We start from the raw sequence: 17,825 nt of genomic DNA, 5'->3' as shown, positions 1-17,825 counted from the left end.
GCACAGGCCATCGAGCCGTGCGTGAAGGATCCGCTCAGCCTGCGGCGGCCGTTCATCGTCAGGTAGCGCGCCGCCCAGATCGTCGGGGCTCCGACATCGAACGTGAAAACGGCATCGTCGCTGGCGAGCCGATCTACCAGTCCTGCAACGTATTCCGGGCGGATAGGCATGCGGTCGCGGTCATTGACCGCCAGCGAGTCCAGAGATTTGCGGGTTCGCAGGTAGTGGTTGAGCGACCGGTCGAGGTGGTCGCGATCGTCCTTGGCGGCCAGCAGCGGCAGGAGCGCGTCGATCGTGTCTTTTACCGTGCCGACAAGGCCAAGGTTGATCGGCGCACGCCGCCCGAGGTGGCTGCCGCGGATGTCGACCTGAATCACTTCCGCCTCGTCTGGATAGAACTGCGTATAGGGGAAGTCGGTCCCGAGCATGAGCAACACGTCGGCTTCCTTGATCGCCTTGTACCCGGAGGCATAACCCAGCAGACCCGTCATTCCGACGTCGTAGCGGTTGTCGTATTCGATGTGCTCCTTGCCCCGGAAGGCGTGTACGATCGGCGACTGCAGTGTGCCGGCCAGCCGGATCAACTCGTCGTGCGCCCCTACTGCACCGGCGCCACCGAGGATCGTGACGCGCCTTGCCGCGTTGAGGATGTCGGCCGCCCGCCGCAGCGAGTCGTCGTCTGGGCGCACGACCGACCGGCTCGCGAGAACGGGCCGCGAGGTCCACGGGTCGTCGCCGAGGCGGCCAAAGAAGACCTCGCCGGGTATCACCACCACCGCGACACCGCTCTCCTCGACCGCCGCCCGCATCGCCATCTCCACGATCCGCGGCGCCATCGCTGGGTTGCTCACCAGTTCGCAGTAGACACTGCACTCGCGGAACAACTCCTGCGGATGGGTCTCCTGAAAGTAGCCTGAGCCGATCTCGGCCATCGGGATGTGCGCCGCGATCGCCAGCACTGGAACGCGCGTGCGCTGCGCGTCGTACAGCCCGTTGATCAGGTGCAGGTTGCCGGGCCCGCAACTGCCGGCGCACACCGCAAGCCGGGCCGTCAGTGCGGCGTCGGCCGTTGCCGCGAACGCCGCGGTCTCCTCATGGCGCACGTGCTCCCAGGTGATCGATTCGGACCTGCGGATTGCATCGGTGAAGCCGTTGAGGCTGTCCCCCGGCAGCCCGTAAACCCGTGTCACGCCGCTGATCTTCAGTGCCGACACGATGTGTTGCGCGACATTGGCCATACCCAGAACTCTACGGTGCGGGTGTCACCGCTTCGTAAGTTCTTTCAGCGACCCGCGGCGGTACGTTGGCGACATGGCCGAGCCCGCCGTCGGGATGCGGAGTTTGAGTGGTGTGGCAGCCGCGGCCGTTGCCGTCGGCCTCACTGAACTATTGGCAGCGCCGTTCGGTCGGGGCGCGGACGCGCTCAACGCGGTGGGCTCGGCGGTTGTCGACTTGACGCCTGGCCCGGTGAAAGAGTGGGCGATCCAGACCTTCGGCACCGCAGACAAGCTGTTCTTGTCGGTGGCGGTCCTGGCCGTCATCGTGATCGTCGCCGCGGCGGCCGGCCGGTGGGAATCGCGCAACTCTCCCATCGGCAGCGCCTTGTTGGTCGCGGCGGGAATAGGCGGATGCGTGGCGATATTGTCCCGTCCGGGGGCGCGACCCCTCGACGTCATCCCGACTGTCGTCGGCGCGCTGTGCGGGGTGGTGGTGCTGCGTCTGCTCACCACAAGGGTTTCCGCCGCTCAGGCGGATACAGATACGGCACGGCGGGCGCCGGACACGGGCCGCAGGCATTGGCTGATGGCGTTCGGCCTTCTGGGCGCCGGGCTGCTGGCCGGGGTGGCCGGCGCGGTGCTCAACCGGCGGCTGCACTCGGTGTCCGGCGAGCGGCGGACATTCGCCATGCCGCCGGTGAACCGCCCGGCACCGCCGGTGCCGCCGGATGTCCAACCCAAAGGCGTTGCACTGGCGAGCTTCATCACCGATAACGACAAGTTCTACCGAATCGACACCGCGCTGCTCGTCCCCCAGGTCAGCCGCAACGACTGGCGGCTGAGGGTCCACGGCATGGTGGACCGCGAGGTGACCTTCAACTTCGACGATCTGCGGTCGTTCGAGGTGATCGAGAAGGTGGTCACGCTCACGTGTGTGTCGAATCCGGTCGGCGGCGACCTCATTTCCAACGCCACCTGGACGGGATACCGGGTGCGAGACCTGTTGGCCCGCACGGGTGTTCATCCCGACGCTGACATGGTGCTATCCACCTCCGTCGACGGCTTCACGGCCGGCACGCCGGTCGGGGCGTTGACCGATGGCCGCGACGCGCTGTTGGCCATCACGATGAACGGGGAGCCGCTGCCCGTCAATCACGGCTATCCGGCGCGGCTTGTGGTGCCCGGGCTGTACGGCTACGTGTCGGCGACGAAGTGGGTCACCGACCTCGAACTCACCCGCTTCGACCGCGCGCAGGCCTACTGGACCAGGCTCGGCTGGTCGGCTCGCGGCCCGATCAAAACCGAGTCGCGCATCGACGTGCCGCGCAGCGGCCAACAGGTCCCCGCCGGCCCGGTGATGTTCGGCGGTGTCGCGTGGGCCCAGAACCGCGGCGTCCGCGCGGTCGAGGTCCGCGTCGACGACGGGCCCTGGCAACCCGCCGACCTGGGGGCGGACTACTCCAACGACACGTGGCGGCTGTGGAGCTACCGATGGGTCGCAACCCCCGGATCGCATTCGATCGCCGTCCGCGCCACCGACAACACCGGCGCCGTGCAGACCGCTGACGAGGTCGGCGTGATGCCCGACGGCGCGACGGGGTGGCACACCGTCGCGTTCACCGCTGCTTGACCGCGTGCGTCGGACCCCCGTGACAAGCTGTGGTCGTGCTGCTCATCGATGTGGCCGCGGCGTCGGCGGATGTGGGCGCCGAACCGTCGCGGTTGGCGAAGATCCGTCGCATCGCCGACCTTCTCGCCGCCGCCAAGGGAGACGGGCACGAGGTCGCGGTTGTTGTCTCGTGGCTGTCCGGTGACCTGCCGCAGCGACAGATCGGCGTCGGCTGGGCCTCGCTACGCTCGCTGCCACCGCCCGCCGGACGGCCGGTGCTCACCGTTGCGGGCGTGGACGCGGCGTTCTCCGGGATCGGCGCGGTCGGCGGCCAGGGGTCACAGAAGAAGCGGACCGCGCTCCTGTCGGATCTCTTCGCCGCGGCCACACCCACCGAACAGACCTTTCTGCGGCGCCTGCTCGGCGGCGAGCTGCGCCAGGGCGCGCTGGCTGGTGTGATGGCCGACGCCGTCGCCAGGGCCGCCGGTCTCCCGGCACCCGACGTCCGCCGCGCCGCGATGCTCGGCGGCGACCTGCCCGCCGTCGCCGCAGCCGCACTCACAGGCGGCCATGGTGCGCTCAGCCGGTTTACGCTCGAGGTCGGAAGGCCGGTCGGCCCGATGCTGGCCCAGACTGCCACCGACATCGCCGATGCGCTTCAACGTCTCGGCGGCACAGCGGTTTTCGAGGCCAAGCTCGACGGCGCCCGGCTGCAGATCCACCGCGACGGCGACCAGGTGTCGCTGTACACGCGCAGCCTCGACGACGTCACCGCGCGGCTGCCCGAGGTCGTCGAGGCAACGCTGGCCCTGCCCGTCAGCTCTCTGATCGCCGACGGCGAGGCGATCGCGTTGCGCCCCGACGGGCGGCCACACCGCTTTCAGGTGACGGCGTCGCGGTTCGGACGGACAACCGACGTGCCCGCGGCGCGTGCCGCACAGCAGTTGTCGGTGTTCTTCTTCGACGTGCTGCATCGCGACGGCGTCGACCTCGTCGACCTGCCCGCGGCCGCGCGCGCCGCGGTGCTCGACGCGGTCGTTCCGGCCGGGTACCGAGTCGACCGGCTGGTCACTTCGGACGTCAACGAGGCCCGGCGCTTCCTCGAGGTAACCCTGGCCGCCGGACACGAAGGAGTGATGGCCAAGTCGCTGACCGTGCCTTATGAAGCCGGCAGGCGCGGAGCGGGCTGGTTGAAGGTCAAGCCGGTGCACACCCTCGACCTGGTGGTCCTTGCCGTCGAATGGGGATCGGGCAGGCGCACCGGGAAGTTGTCCAACATCCACCTCGGGGCCCGCGATCCGGGTACCGGCGGCTTCGTGATGCTCGGCAAGACGTTCAAAGGCATGACCGACGCGATGCTGAACTGGCAGACCGAACGGTTCCTGGAGCTGGCCGACGGTCCGACCGACGGATATGCGGTGAAGCTGCGGCCCGATCAGGTGGTCGAGATCGCGTTCGACGGTGTGCAGGGATCCACCCGGTACCCGGGCGGTGTGGCGTTGCGGTTCGCCCGGGTAGTGCGCTACCGCAACGACAAAGGACCCGCCGAGGCCGACACGATCGACACGGTGCGCCGGCTGTACGAGCGGGAATGAACAGACCGCCGTTTTCGCACGGGCGGTTGACGACCGGTGCAAGGATCGCCTGAGACGCGGCACGGCACCGTCATCGAGGGAGGATCACGTGGCAACACCCACCGCGGCACCGTCGGCTCCCATGGAAGAGCAAAACGGCAACATCACGTAAATCCGGACCGACAAAGACCTACCGCCGGTCGCGATCATCGACCGATCCCCGATCACCACACGCCACAAGGTCATCTTCGGAATCATTGCGCTGCTCGGCGCGGTGGCATGGGCGGTCATCGCGTTCGTCCGCGGCGAGACCGTCAACGCGGTGTGGTTCGTGCTCGCCGCGATTTGCACGTATGTGATCGCGCACCGGTTCTATGCCCGGCTCATCGAGATGAAGATCGTGCAGCCGCGCGACGACGAGGCCGCGCCCGCCGAAGTCTATGACAACGCCACGGATTACATGCCGACCGATCGGCGCGTACTGTTCGGTCACCATTTTGCGGCGATCGCCGGCGCCGGCCCGCTCGTGGGTCCGGTGTTGGCGGTCCAAATGGGTTATCTGCCCGGCGCGATCTGGATCCTCGTCGGTGCGGTGTTCGCCGGTGGCGTTCAGGACTACCTGGTGCTGTGGATCGCCACACGGCGCCGTGGTCGGTCACTGGGCCAAATGGTGCGCGATGAGTTGGGCACGTTCGGCGGCGCGTCCGCGATCGTGGCGGTGTTCGTGATCATGATCATTATCCTCGCGGTACTGGCGCTCGTCGTGGTCCAGGCCCTCGCGCAAAGCGTGTGGGGCGTGTTCTCGATCGCGATGACGATACCGATCGCGCTGTTCATGGGCATCTATCTTCGATTCCTGCGGCCGGGCCGGGTCACGGAGGTGACGGTCATCGGCGTCGCCCTGCTCCTGCTGGCGGTGGTCTCCGGCGACTGGGTTGCCGACACTGCCTGGGGCGAACGGTGGTTCGGCCTATCGCCGGTGACGTTGTCGTGGTGCATCGTCATCTACGGATTCGCGGCTTCGGTGCTGCCGGTGTGGCTGCTGCTCGCACCGCGTGACTATCTGTCGACGTTCATGAAGGTCGGCACGATCGGATTGCTGGCGATCGGGATCCTGCTGGCGCGGCCGCTTGTTGCGGCACCGGCCCTCTCGCATTTCGCGATAAGCGGCACCGGACCCGTGTTCGCCGGTTCGCTGTTCCCGTTTCTGTTCATCACGATCGCGTGCGGCGCGCTCTCCGGTTTCCATTCGCTGATCTCGTCGGGGACGACCCCCAAATTGCTGACGAAGCAAAGCCAGATGCGGTTGATCGGCTACGGCGGGATGCTCACCGAGTCGTTCGTGGCGATGATGGCGCTGACCACCGCCGCGATCCTCGACCCGCATCTTTACGTCGTGATCAACGCGCCCGCCGCACAGACCGGGGGTAGCGCAGCGTCTGCGGCGCAGTACGTCAACACGCTGGGGCTGTCGGGGCCGCCCGCCACGGCCGCCCAGATCACGCAAACCGCGCACGACGTCGGAGAGAAGACCATCATCTCCCGCACCGGCGGGGCGCCAACGCTGGCGATCGGCATGTCCGACGTGCTGGAGTTCTTTGGCGGCAGCAAGCTCAAGCCGTTCTGGTATCACTTCGCGATCATGTTCGAGGCGGTGTTCATCCTGACCACGGTCGACGCCGGCACCCGTGTCGCGCGGTTCATGCTCTCCGACGGGTTGAGCAACCTCGGCGGTCCCTTGCGCAAGCTTCGCGACCCGAGCTGGCGCATCGGTGCGTGGGTCTGCAGCCTGATCGTGGTCGCCGCCTGGGGCAGCGTGCTGCTCATGGGCGTGAACGATCCGCTGGGCGGCATCAACACACTGTTCCCGCTGTTTGGCATCGCCAACCAGCTGCTGGCGGCGATCGCCCTGACCCTCGTGTCGGTCGTCATGATCAAGAAGGGCTATCTGAAATGGGTTTGGATACCGGGCATTCCGCTGTTGTGGGATCTCACGGTCACACTGACTGCTTCCTGGCAGAAGATCTTCTCGGGAGACCCCAAAGTCGGGTATTGGACGCAGCACCATCAGTACCAGCAAGCCAAGGAAGCCGGTAAGACGGTGTTCGGCGCGGCGAAGAACGCGCACCAGCTCGACGCGGTGATCCGCAATACGTTCATCCAGGGAACACTTTCCATCGTGTTCGCCTCCCTGGTCCTGATTGTGTTCCTGACCGGACTCATCGTGGCGCTCGGAGTGATCCGCGGTGGCGGCCCCCCGCTGAGCGAGGACGCCGCGGTGCCTTCGCGGCTGTTCGCGCCATCGGGCCTGGTACCCACGCGAGCGGAACGGGAGGTGCAACGGCAATGGGAAGCGCTGCCCGAATCGCACGCCAAATCCGTTGGTACTGTGGCGCATTGATGGGCGATGCGCATTACCAGCGATATCTCGAGCATCGGCGCCGGGCGCACCCCGGGGAACCGGTGCTCAGCGAGCGCGAATACTGGAAGATGCGCCACGCAGCCACGGACTCCAATCCAGGCATGCGGTGCTGCTAGGGGTGACGAGGCGCTCCGGCACCGCTCAACTGTTGCCGAACGCCGACGCGAAAGCGCGGCTGCGAGAGTTGCCGCAGATGAACAGCTTCGGAGTCCGCAGCTTCGGCACGAACCTACTCACCGTGCGGATCGACCTGGACGACCACCCAGCCGCTCGAATCGCCGACGCCGCCGGAATCACACACCGGCTCCTCGAAAATGTCCCCCGAAAGCGCGGCCGGCCAGTTTGACCGTCACCGGTTCGGGTACCGTTGCTACGGCTGTCTGGTAACGGCCCGGCCCCCTTCCGCACTGACTCTCGAGGAAGGACACACCCCGTGAAACGCAAGGTTGTACTCCTCGCCCTCGTGGCGGCTGCGGCCGCCGTGTTATGGCAGAACTACCCCGACCTCGTCCGCTACCTCAAGATCTCCCGGATGTCGGCGCCGAGCGATCGATACCGCAGCTGCCCAGCTGCGTTGCGTCCGTGACGCCACGGCGTCCTCAGGTCGGGTGCCGAGCAGCAACGAACCCACGACCAGGAGGTCGAATTCACCCGCCATCGTTTCCTCCGTCTACCTGACACCGTGGTGATACCAACCTGAGAGCAACGACAAACCCGCTGCGTAATCCAAGATTCGTAGCGCGCAAATGCTGAGTTGTTACGCTCGAGGCCGGGGATGAGGGGAAACGTTGCTGGGTGCACGATCGCTGCAACTGATGGCCTTCGCATTGACGGCCGACAGCCGACTGCTGCCGCGCCCGCTGCCACCCGACGCCCAGCCCGCTCTCGAACCACCGATCGACATCCACGATTCCCCGGCTGACACCGCTGGTCGGGATGCGCTTCGCGAACGCAGGCTCATGATCGTGCGTCGCGCCGCGATCGCCACATGGGCGGCGGTCGTTGTCTTCCGGACGTGGACAACGGGATTTGCGTTCAACCGCGAGTTGTTGCTGGTCTACATCTGCACCGGCTTGATCGCGGCGAGCATCGGCCGCCGCCGCACGTTGCAGGTCATCCGCGACTGGCTGCCGTTCGCGCTGATTCTCGTGGTCTACGACCTGAGCCGGGGCGCAGCCACGCTCATCGGCACGCCGACGCTCTGGCAGATTCAACCGAAAATCGACCGATCGCTGTTCGTCGACACCGAACCGACCGTCTGGCTACAAGAACACCTCAAGCTGCCCGACCCACCATGGTGGGAAGTGGTCATCAGCACCATCTACATGTCTTTTTTCATCCTGCCCTATATGGTGGCCGGTTTGCTGTGGCTGCGCAACCGCGACGATTGGAAGGCGTTCGCCCGCCGATTCTTGGCTCTGTCGTTCATCGCGCTGGTGTGCTACGCGATCGTCCCGGCTGCGCCGCCGTGGGCTGCTGCCCGCTGCACCGCGGCGGAGGTCGCCGGCGGTCCGTCCGAACCGGCGTGCATGTTTCGATCGCCGGCGGGGGTGCCCGGTGGCGGGCTTCTCGGCACGATGCACACGAGCCAACCCGGCGCCGGCGATTTCGTGGAGCGGATCTCCACGCGTGGGTGGGGAAAGCTTCACCTCGGCGCCGCACGTGCCCTGGTGGACGAAGGTCAGGCCAGCGTGAATCTCGTGGCGGCGATTCCGTCCCTGCACGCGGCACTGACCGCGATGGTCGCGGCGTTCCTCTGGCGGCGGATCCAGTCACGGTGGCGCCCGCTGCTCGCGGCGTATGTCGTCGTCATGGCCTTAACACTGGTCTACTCCGCCGAGCACTACGTCTTCGACATCCTGGTTGGCTGGGCGCTGGCGGTGATCGTGCACGCGGGCATGAATCATCTGGAGACGCGCAGATCGCGAGGGCCGGCCGAGCACGCCGCAGCGCTGGCGGACTCCCGACCAGTCGAATTGGAACGCCTGTAGTGGTTCGGCCGCACCTCAGCTCTGCGCGAAGCGATACCGGCATCCCCCAGAGGTAGGGTCAATTGCGCGCCGCCCGGACTTTCTTCTCCGGTAAGGGCGTGCCGCCCGAGATGAGTCACCACTGCGGCGGCGCCGCTCCCCTGCCGAACCCCCATGTCGCTTGACCCAACCTCGGCTTCGGGCGATTGACCACCGGACGTCGACGAAAGTCACTGGCCAGCAACGGCTCCGGGTCGCTGCCCCCGGTCATGGCAAGACATGGCCCGCGGAATTCGCACACGTCGCAGTGCGCGGCGAATGTCGGGGAGATCGCCGGATCCTCGATCATGTCGACGACCTCGGCGCCGATCATCGGGCCCACGGCGCCGATTTCGTTGCGGGTCCGCCGGATCCGGGTGCGCCGCAGGACGCCGGCCGTCCGTTGCTCCGTCCGGTCGTCGCTGTCGGGCCGTGACGCCTGGGCCGAGGCTCGGACGTGCTGCGGGATGGACCGGCCGCCGCCGCTGGGCTCGTGTTGCGCGACGACTTTCGGAGTGCCGTCGGTCTGCTGAGCCGGCTGAGGGTCCAGCGGGCCCCCGACCCGCACCTCGTTGTGGATGGTGCCCGCAATCTCCATGCCGATGTAGTCCTGCTCCCAGGCCCAGCAGGCGGCGATGGCTTGCTCGTCGCGTACCAGCGCATCGGTGTCCTGCCAGTCGGCGACGATCTGGTGACGCACCACCCAGTACTCGTCGGCGGCGTCCACGGCAAGCAGATCGACGCGGCAGGTGTAGATCACAGCGGACCCGTCAGACGTCGACAGGCCCCGGCCGGGTTCGCGAGGGTCGGGCACCAGCACATTGAGGTCATGCCCGATCCGCATCGGCGCGAAGTCGTCGACGGCCTGCGCCCACGCGTCATAGCAGTGAAGCAGCGCCACGCCCGATTCGAGCTGGTCCATCGCCTCCGCTTCCCCCAGCGAGCGGGCGAGAGCCTTTTGCACGAGTGAGTACGTCAGTTCGTGGGGCCAGTCCCAGGTGCCCGGGTAGTAGTAGACCGCCAGCGCATCCATCACCGCGGCAGGCAGAGCGGGATCGGCGAGACCGACCGGTTCCAGATCGCGGCGGTTCGGCGATGCGAAGTCCCACTGTCGGCGGCAGCGCTTGAATCTCGCGCGGTCGTCGGCAGTGATCCGGTAATCCACGATGGGTGCCGATCAGTGGAAGTGTGGCCAGGGTTCGTCCAGTGGCCAACGACATCGATCTGCGGGGTCGGCCATCGACTCCAGCTCCGCGAGCAGGTCGTCGAAGAAAGCCCGCAGCCGCGCCGGATCGTCGTTGGGCCAGGTAGCCGAGAACGACATCCAGACGTCCGGGTCGGCCGCGCCGGCGAAGGAAAAAGCGGCCCGTTCGCCGTCGACGGGCAGTATTCGCCAATAGTAGGCATCGCCGCGACGCTCCAAACACACGAGGTCATCGCGACCGGGGCGTGTCGCCGCGATCGAGGCGAAAAGCTCTTCACGATTCATGTCACGTCTCGGCGCTCCACAATACCCTTGGCGCGCGTTGCGGCTTGGGGTTCAGCGCCCCATCACGCAGACCAGGCCGACCATCGACGTGCTTCGACGGTGATCACCGGTCCGTCCAACGCAATCCGTTGGTACTGAGGGTATTTACGGCGCAGCAGGTAATATCCGGTGCCCATTTCCTCGCCGCCGTAGTGCACAGCGGCTACCCCGTCCACGCGCACCCACCACAGCTGCGTCCAATCATCGTCGTAATGGTCGACGAGCAAGCACACGCGCGGGTTGGCTTCGATGTTGGCGAGGCGTCGCAGGCGCTTGGTCGTCTTCCTCTTGGCGTCCACGGCCGTGTACACGGTGTCGTCGAGCAACGCGAAGACAACCGGCACCAGGTGCGGTGCGCCGCCGGGCGAGACGGTGGCTAGTTGGGCCACCGGCGCCTGCTCGAATCTGGCTCTGGGCTCGAAGTCGGCCATCGTCACACCTCACACCTGGCGCGGGAGCAGGCCGCCGTCGAGGGTGACGACCTTGTCGGTCAGGCGACGGGAGCCGGTCACGGCTTGACCAGAATCCGGATCGGGTTGCCGTCCTGCTTCTCCAGCTTCTCGATGCCCGCCGCGATGTCGTCAAGCGGAACGATCTCGGTGATCGACCGTGACAGGTCCAGCCGGCCGCGCGACACCAACGTGGCCAGGGTCTCGATGTCGACGTTCTTATAGCCCAGGTGTCCAAGCACCTGCTTCTGGGTCAGTCCGAACATCGAGGTCGGCCCGACCGTCGGCGACTCGGCGCTCATGCCGACGGCCACGAGCCGACCGCCCACGGTCAGGCAGTCGAGCGCCTGCTCGAACGTCACCCGCAGCCCCGCGGCGTCGAACGCGACGTCGAGCCTGCGGCCGCCGGTGATCTCGGCGATCCTGTCCTTCAATCCCTCGTCGCGGGAGTCGAACGCGTAGTCCGCGCCGAGCTCGAGAGAGCGGTCCAGGACCGCCGGGTTGATGTCGACGGCGATGATCGGAACCGCACCCACCAGCCGCGCGAGCTGGACGATGTGCGTGCCGACCCCGCCGACGCCCCATACGCCGACCGATTCGCCCACGATCACTTTGCCGGTGCGTGCCACCGCGCCGAACGGCGTCGACACCGCGTCGGCCAGGATGGCGGCCTGCTCCATGGCCACGTTGTCGGGGACGCGTGTCAAGCCGGCCGCCCGCGCGACGGTGTATTCCGCCCACGCGCCGTCGTAGGCGAACGCCATCAGCCGCACCTGCAGGCAGTTCGCCAAGTCTTCCCGCCGGCAGTTCGGGCACTGCAGACACGGCCTGCCCGCGGCGACCACCACCCGGTCGCCCTCGGCCCAGCCGGTGACGCCGGGCCCCAGCTCGGCGATCGTTCCCGATGCTTCATGGCCCTGAGTGACGACCGGCGCCTGGGCCGGGAAGGTCCCATTGATCAGACTCAGGTCCGAGTGACATATGCCGCAGTAGGCCACCCGCACCAAAACCTCCCCGGGGCCTGGCTCAGGAATCGGAACATCTTCCACCACAACCGCTTTGGTATCGGCATAGAATCGCTCGGCCCGCATGGTCGGTGCCATGTCGCTCCCTTCTTCACGGCTTCGCTCCAACGTACGCCCGCGCCGGATTTCGGGCCTAGCATCTGGCTCATGGCCCATCCGCTCGTCGTCGAACAGTCACGTGCGATACCCGTCAGCGTCGAGAACGCCTTCCGCGGCACCTTGCCGATGCCCCTTCCGGCACTCTTCCGACGGTGGTACGGCCCGATCCCACCGATCAAGACCGTCCAGAATCAGACCGGCGAGTGGGGCACCGTCGGGCAGACCCGCACTGTGGTGCTGACCGGTGGGGGAAGCATGCGCGAAGAACTCACCCGCGTGGATGCCCCGCATTCGTTCGGTTACGTCCTGTCGGACCTCACCGGTCCGATGTCACCGCTTCTCAGCCGCGTCGACGGGGAATGGCTGTTCTCCCCGGCCGGCACCGGTACCACGGTCACCTGGCGGTGGGCCATCCATCCGCGATCCCCGCTTGCCGCGCCGGCCCTTCCCGTATTCGGCCGGTTGTGGCGCGGCTATGCCCGCCGGGCGCTGCAAGACTTGTCCGGCGAACTGGTCTCCTGACCATTGGGTCTGCTTTTCGGCGCCGGCGCCGGCGAGTACCCGTCTTCGCATATCGCGCCACATTTGCCGCAAGCAGCGGGTACTCGCAGAAAGCTGGTTGAACGGCTCACCGCGACCGTTGCCAGATCACCGCGGTCAAACTTACGTTGTTGTCCGATTTCACCCGGAACGAGGGCCCGAGCCCTCTGCGGCGTAATACTTGAAGCCGGGTGTTCCGAACACTGAAGTGACGGATACGCAAACCGCGTGAGCTACCAAGAATCCGTCGGGAGTTGCCGAATGGACGGACGACAATGAACATTCCTGTGCTGGATATCAGACGCGGAAGCGCTTTCCGCCTCGACTGGAGCCTTCGCTGGTGGGATCGTGATACCGCGTGCACTCTCGTGGTTTCACAGCCGGCGACCGATCCGGATCTCTGGGACGAATACCTCGAAGGCGCAAAGCGCAGCTATCGGAAGCATGGGGTGGAATGCGCCCTCGACGTCGACGCGGTCCGGTGTGGCGGCGACACAGCCTTGTTCTGGGCTGCAATCGACGAGACCGGGCAGGTGGTGGCGGGTGTGCGGGCGAAGGGGCCGCTGTGCTGCGCGGAGGATTCACATGCTCTGCTCGAATGGTCGGGTCGGCCCGGCGAGCGCGCGGTTCGCAAGATGATCACCGACCGCCTGCCGTTCGGCGTGATCGAAATGAAATCGGCGTGGATCGACGATCGTGCCGATCGGAGTCGTCAGCTCGCCAAGGTGATCGCGCGCAGCGGCTTTCATGCGATGCCTTTGTTGGACAATCAGTTCTGCATGGCAACAGGGGCGACGCAGGTGCTTGATCGGTGGCGCTCCTCGGGAGGTGTGCTGGCCACTGCGATTCCCGCAACGCCATATCCCGACGAGCGCTACCGCACGAGGATGATGTGGTGGGACCGGCGAACATTCGTCAAACATGCCGACCCGGACCAGGTTTCGAAGATCCTTGTCGAGATCGCTGAAGTGGGCCGGCGCTTCCGTCAGGCTGGTGTGGTGAGCCCGGCGCACAGGGGGGTGTTGTGAGTTCGGAGATCCAAGGCGCGGACCGTTGCATCGCAACGATTCTGGATCCCGACGATCCCGACGATCGGCACATGCTTGAGCGGTTGCGGGCGGACCCGCGCATCGAGATCATCGACCGATGGCCTGAGCAGTTGTCGGGTTTGCGGCAGTTGCGCCCTTCATCGGGCGCACAGGTGCTCGGGGAGAACAGGCGGTGGGTCTACTATCCGTGGCGTCGAGTCGTTGTGAGTCTTCTGGGTCCACACGCGTTCCGCGTCGCACGGCTGGACCGCAACAGACACCTGATCACCGCCGGGGAACAGGAGCGGCTCGGTGCACTCCGGATCGGCGTCGTCGGCCTCAGCTCCGGACATGCGATCGCGTATGCGCTTGCTACCCAAGGCTTGTGCGGCGAATTGCGGTTGGCTGACTTCGATGATCTCGAGCTCTCCAACCTCAACCGCGTTCCTGCTAGCGTGTTGAATGTCGGCCAGAACAAGGCCGTGGTGGCGGCGCGAAGGATCGCCGAGCTCGATCCCTATCTGCCGATGGAGGTTTTGACGTGCGGCCTCACCGCCGAAAATCTCGACCAGTTCCTTGACGGATTGAACGTCGTCATCGAAGAGTGCGACTCCCTGGACATGAAGATCCTCGTTCGCGAAGCCGCCCGTGACCGGCGACTGCCTCTGCTCATGGCAACCAGCGACCGCGGTCTCGTCGATGTCGAGCGATACGACCTCGAGCCGCAGCGACCCCTCTTCCACGGCCTGTTGGGCGATATCGATGCCGCGGGGCTTGCCGGCTTGACCGACCGGGACAAGATTCCCCATGTTCTCCGGATCCTCGACGGTTCCGAGTTGTCACCGCGCGGGGCGGCGTCGCTGATCGAAGTGGGGCACACACTGTCGACCTGGCCGCAGTTGGCTGGCGACATCGCGGTCGGGGTGGCCGCGATCACCGAAGCCGTCCGCAGAATCGGCTTGGGCGAGCACCTCCCATCGGGCCGGGCCCGCATCGATGTCGCGGGCGCGCTCTCCGGTGCCGAACAGCCCCCGATGACTGGTGGCGATGTCGCCGCAACCGTCGCGCGCGCCGACGTCGTGGAGTCAACGGATCCACTCGAGGCCATCGCCGCGGCTGCTATCCGGGCGCCCTCCGGGGGCAACGCCCAGCCGTGGCGTGTCGATGTGGCGCGCGACAACGTGACGATCAGGTTGGCGCCCGAATACACCTCGACGATCGACGTCGGCTTGCGTGCCAGCGCGGTGGCGGTCGGCGCGGCCGCCTTCAACGCGCGCGTCGCCGCGGCAGCTCATGGAGTACTCGGAACGGTTCACTTCGACGAACACGACAACGACTCGCCGTTGTGCGCGGTCCTGCGGCTCGGCCACAGTGACAATCCGGAGCTCGCCCGGCTGTACAAACCGATGCTGCTGCGGGAAACGAACCGCCGACACGGCGTGCCTGCGGCACTCGACAGCGAGACCACCGGATCGCTGCAGTCCGCGGCGCGTCGCGAGGGCGGCCGCGTGCATCTGCTGACCGAACGCGGGGACATCAAGGAAGCGGCGGAGATTCTGGCCGTTGCAGAGCGGATCCGGTATCTGACGCCCAGACTGCATGCGGAGATGGAGTCCGAGCTTCGGTGGCCCGACGACGAACCTGCGGACTCGGGTATCGACATCCGCAGCCTCGGATTCGACCAGGGCGAACTGCTCATACTCGAAATTCTGCGGCGTCCGGAGGTCATGGCCGAGCTCGCGGAATGGGATGCGGGCGACGCGCTCGTCGCCGACAACCGCGCCCGCGTTTCAGCAAGCACCGCGCTGGCTGTCGTGTCCGTTCACGGCAACACGTTGACCGATTACGCGCGTGGCGGATCGGCGGTTGAAGCGGTGTGGATCAGCGCCCAGCTGCACGGACTGACCGTTCAACCCATTGCGCCTGTGTTTCTCTACGCACATGGGCGCGACGACCTCCTCCAGGTCGCGCCGGGCTTCGCCGAATCCTTGGAAGACCTCCGGTCGTCGCTGCGGCAATTGGCCGGCACCCGGCCGGACGAACAGCAAGTGCTGTTGCTGAGGCTCTTCGACGCACCTCGGACGACAATGCGAAGCAGGCGCGACCGGCGACGCATCCACTTGCGCTTCAATCGGTAGATGGGAGGAAACGTGCCGCGCAGCCTCGATCTGGTCGTCACCGCCGTTGCCACCCGGCTCATGGCGGCGAACGCAGCCACCTCGGTCGAGGTGACTCAGTGGGTGTTGGCCGACCTGGTCCGATATTTCGACGTCGATGTCAGTTTCCTGCGCTACAACGAACACAAGATTCGCGCCTCGAGGTTGATTGCGGAGTGGCCGCCGCGGCCCGACATACCGGATCCGGATCCGCTCGCCCTGGTCTATTTCGCGGATGCCGATCCCGTGTTCGCAGAGTCCGAGCACGGTAAGAAGCCGATGGTGTTTCGCCCCGAACCTGCCACCGATGACTACCAGCGCCGGATCGAGGAGGGCCGCCACATTCCCGCCACGTCGATGGCCGCGGCGCCGCTGGTGTCCGGGGACGTCACCACCGGGGTACTCGGATTCGTCAAATTCGGGGACAGGGAATGGAGTCCCGAGGAACTCAACGCGCTCGAGGCGATCGCGTCGCTGTTTGCTCAGGTCCAGGCTCGCATCGTCGCCGAAGACCAGCTTCGCGACCTGGCCGAGCACGACGACCTGACCGGGCTCCATAATCGGCGCGCGCTGATTGCACACCTTTCCCGAAGGCTCGCGCCGGGACAGCCCGGGCCGGTGTCGGCCCTGTTCCTGGATCTGGACCGGTTGAAGGCCATCAATGACTATCTGGGCCATACCGCCGGAGACTGGTTCATCCGGGTATTCGCCGAACGGCTCCGCGAGTGCGCCGAAGCCTCCGGCATGATTGCGCGGCTTGGCGGGGACGAGTTCGTCGTCGTCCCGGCGGAACCGATGGACGCCGAGACCGCCGAGTCGCTGGCACAACGGCTTCAGGCGAAACTGCGCGAGCGCGTGGCGATCGGGGGTGAGATGCTCACCCGCACCGTCAGCATCGGCGTCGCGTTGGGTGTGCCCGGGCGCGACGACACATCTGATCTGCTCCGCCGGGCTGATCAGGCGGTCCTCACCGCAAAGAATGCGGGCGGAAACAAAATCTCCGTCTTCTCCCAGGACATTTCGCTCAAGAGGGAGTTCCGCAACGACATCGAGCTACACCTGCAGGGCGTCATCGAGAGTGGTTCACTGGTATTGCATTACCTGCCGGAGGTCGACATGCGCTCCGGCGAGATTCTGGCCTCGGAAGCGTTGGTCCGCTGGCAACACCCTACGCGGGGGCTGTTGTCACCGGATTCGTTCATCGGTGTCGCGGAATCGATCAACCTCGCCGGCGAGCTGGGCCGATGGGTTATGCGCACCGCTTGCGCCGAATTCGGGCGATGGCGCTCGCGCGGCGTTGGCCAGAACGCGGTGTTGCGACTGAATGTCTCGCCGGTTCAGCTGGTCAGCGAAGGCTTTGTCGCGCAGGTCGCCGATGCCCTGACCGATTTCGGCCTGGAAGGCTCGTCAGTGTGCTTGGAGATCACCGAAAGCGTTGTGGTGCAAGACATCGATACGACACGAATCACCCTTGCCGGTCTCAAGGAAGTCGGCGTCCAAATCGCCATTGACGACTTCGGCACCGGCTACAGCGTTCTGTCGCATCTCAAATCCCTTCCCGTGGACACGCTGAAGATCGATAAGAGCTTCGTGCGCGAACTGGGCACGAACGCAGGCGATCTCGCGATCGTTCGCGCGATCATCGCGCTGGCGGAAGCATTCGGCCTGGAGCTGGTGGCCGAGGGTGTGGAAACGGAGGCCGCCGCGATGACCTTGCTGGAGCACAGCTGCTATCGGGCGCAGGGGTATCTCCTGTCGCGGCCCGTCACGGCGGACGTGATGGAATCGCTGTTCGCCAAGGGAAAGCTGCAGGTGCCGTTCTCGGTGGCGCGGCTCGCGGCTAGGCGGAGTTGAATGCGTCGATGACGGCGCGCGGGATGCGGCCTCGGTCCGACACCGGATGCCCGTTGCGGCGCGCCCACTCCCGGATCACGGCGCTACCCTCGGTTTCGCGTGACAAGCCGGACCTCGGTGACCGGCGCTGCCGCCCGGCTACTCGACGACCGGCGTGAATCCACCCCTTCAGGTCACCGCGCAACTTCTCGGCGTGCTGCGCGGTGAGGTCGATTTCGTAACTCACGTCGTCGAGGGAAAAGCGCACGGTCTCGTCCGCCTGTGATTTCCCGTCAAGGTCGTCGACCAACGCGACGGTCACTTTCTTCACCATGG

General features: G+C 66.3%; 16 protein-coding genes and 1 pseudogene. 11 read left to right on the top strand and 6 right to left on the bottom strand.

Annotated elements, in window-relative coordinates; genetic code table 11:
- Positions 1-1,238, bottom strand: a 1,238-nt coding sequence (locus VKG81_RS09130; protein ID WP_324395598.1) for a thiamine pyrophosphate-binding protein, incomplete at its 3' end; no start/stop codon positions are given.
- A 73-nt stretch (positions 1,239-1,311) separates the two neighbouring features.
- Between VKG81_RS09130 and VKG81_RS09125 the strand changes: the two genes are divergently transcribed.
- From VKG81_RS09125 to VKG81_RS09095, 7 genes and pseudogenes are all read left to right on the top strand, one after another.
- Positions 1,312-2,847: a molybdopterin-dependent oxidoreductase gene (locus tag VKG81_RS09125; RefSeq protein WP_324395597.1), complete on the top strand. Its 1,536-nt coding sequence runs from the start codon at positions 1,312-1,314 to the stop codon at positions 2,845-2,847.
- Positions 2,848-2,882: 35 nt separating this feature from the next.
- The gene (locus VKG81_RS09120) at positions 2,883-4,421 is read left to right on the top strand and encodes an ATP-dependent DNA ligase (protein ID WP_324395596.1); all 1,539 of its coding nucleotides are present in this window, start codon (positions 2,883-2,885) and stop codon (positions 4,419-4,421) included.
- Between the two features lie 151 nt (positions 4,422-4,572).
- Positions 4,573-6,801, top strand: a complete 2,229-nt coding sequence (locus VKG81_RS09115) for a carbon starvation CstA family protein (RefSeq protein ID WP_324395604.1) — start codon at positions 4,573-4,575, stop codon at positions 6,799-6,801.
- Positions 6,747-6,938 carry a YbdD/YjiX family protein gene (locus VKG81_RS09110; RefSeq protein ID WP_324395595.1) on the top strand — a complete coding sequence of 64 codons (192 nt, stop codon included), beginning with the start codon at positions 6,747-6,749 and terminating at the stop codon, positions 6,936-6,938. Before VKG81_RS09115 ends, VKG81_RS09110 begins: the two co-directional genes overlap by 55 nt.
- Positions 6,939-6,943: 5 nt before the next feature.
- Positions 6,944-7,078: pseudogene (locus VKG81_RS09105) on the top strand (nitroreductase family deazaflavin-dependent oxidoreductase); the annotation flags it as partial.
- Positions 7,079-7,255: 177 nt separating this feature from the next.
- Positions 7,256-7,408 (top strand): DUF6893 family small protein, encoded by a 153-nt coding sequence (locus VKG81_RS09100; protein ID WP_324395594.1) that lies wholly within the window; start codon positions 7,256-7,258, stop codon positions 7,406-7,408.
- Positions 7,409-7,781: 373 nt separating this feature from the next.
- Positions 7,782-8,813: a phosphatase PAP2 family protein gene (locus tag VKG81_RS09095; RefSeq protein ID WP_324395603.1), complete on the top strand. Its 1,032-nt coding sequence runs from the start codon at positions 7,782-7,784 to the stop codon at positions 8,811-8,813.
- A 115-nt stretch (positions 8,814-8,928) separates the two neighbouring features.
- Here VKG81_RS09095 and VKG81_RS09090 read toward each other — a convergent pair whose 3' ends face one another.
- From VKG81_RS09090 to VKG81_RS09075, 4 genes are all read right to left on the bottom strand, one after another.
- Positions 8,929-9,996, bottom strand: a complete 1,068-nt coding sequence (locus tag VKG81_RS09090; protein WP_324395593.1) for a hypothetical protein — start codon at positions 9,994-9,996, stop codon at positions 8,929-8,931.
- A 12-nt stretch (positions 9,997-10,008) separates the two neighbouring features.
- A complete protein-coding gene (locus VKG81_RS09085) occupies positions 10,009-10,320 on the bottom strand; it encodes a hypothetical protein (protein ID WP_324395592.1) in 312 nt (103 codons plus the stop codon).
- A gap of 62 nt (positions 10,321-10,382) precedes the next feature.
- Complete coding sequence (locus tag VKG81_RS09080; protein ID WP_324395591.1) at positions 10,383-10,790, bottom strand: TIGR03668 family PPOX class F420-dependent oxidoreductase; 408 nt, start codon at positions 10,788-10,790, stop codon at positions 10,383-10,385.
- Positions 10,791-10,867: 77 nt separating this feature from the next.
- Positions 10,868-11,911, bottom strand: a complete 1,044-nt coding sequence (locus VKG81_RS09075; RefSeq protein ID WP_324395590.1) for a zinc-binding dehydrogenase — start codon at positions 11,909-11,911, stop codon at positions 10,868-10,870.
- Positions 11,912-11,980: 69 nt separating this feature from the next.
- On the opposite strand from VKG81_RS09075, the gene VKG81_RS09070 reads away from it, so the two are divergent.
- The 4 genes from VKG81_RS09070 (at position 11,981) to VKG81_RS09055 (ending at position 17,510) form a co-directional block, all read left to right on the top strand.
- On the top strand, positions 11,981-12,454 hold the full coding sequence (locus VKG81_RS09070) for an SRPBCC family protein (RefSeq protein WP_324395589.1): 474 nt from the start codon (positions 11,981-11,983) through the stop codon (positions 12,452-12,454).
- Positions 12,455-12,747: 293 nt separating this feature from the next.
- A complete protein-coding gene (locus tag VKG81_RS09065) occupies positions 12,748-13,500 on the top strand; it encodes a hypothetical protein (RefSeq protein ID WP_324395588.1) in 753 nt (250 codons plus the stop codon).
- Positions 13,497-15,638, top strand: a complete 2,142-nt coding sequence (locus VKG81_RS09060; RefSeq protein WP_324395587.1) for an Rv1355c family protein — start codon at positions 13,497-13,499, stop codon at positions 15,636-15,638. The genes VKG81_RS09065 and VKG81_RS09060 overlap by 4 nt, the downstream gene beginning before the upstream one ends.
- Positions 15,639-17,510: a putative bifunctional diguanylate cyclase/phosphodiesterase gene (locus VKG81_RS09055; protein WP_324395586.1), complete on the top strand. Its 1,872-nt coding sequence runs from the start codon at positions 15,639-15,641 to the stop codon at positions 17,508-17,510.
- Here VKG81_RS09055 and VKG81_RS09050 read toward each other — a convergent pair.
- Positions 17,497-17,823: an Lsr2 family protein gene (locus VKG81_RS09050; protein WP_324395584.1), complete on the bottom strand. Its 327-nt coding sequence runs from the start codon at positions 17,821-17,823 to the stop codon at positions 17,497-17,499. The two genes, VKG81_RS09055 and VKG81_RS09050, sit on opposite strands and share 14 nt — an antisense overlap.
- Between the last annotated feature and the right edge of the window lie 2 nt (positions 17,824-17,825).

This window comes from Mycobacterium sp. (assembly GCF_035314905.1).
GTDB lineage: Bacteria > Actinomycetota > Actinomycetes > Mycobacteriales > Mycobacteriaceae > Mycobacterium.
The sequence above is the reverse complement of the archived record's forward strand: the minus strand, read 5'-3'. Positions and strand labels throughout refer to the sequence as shown.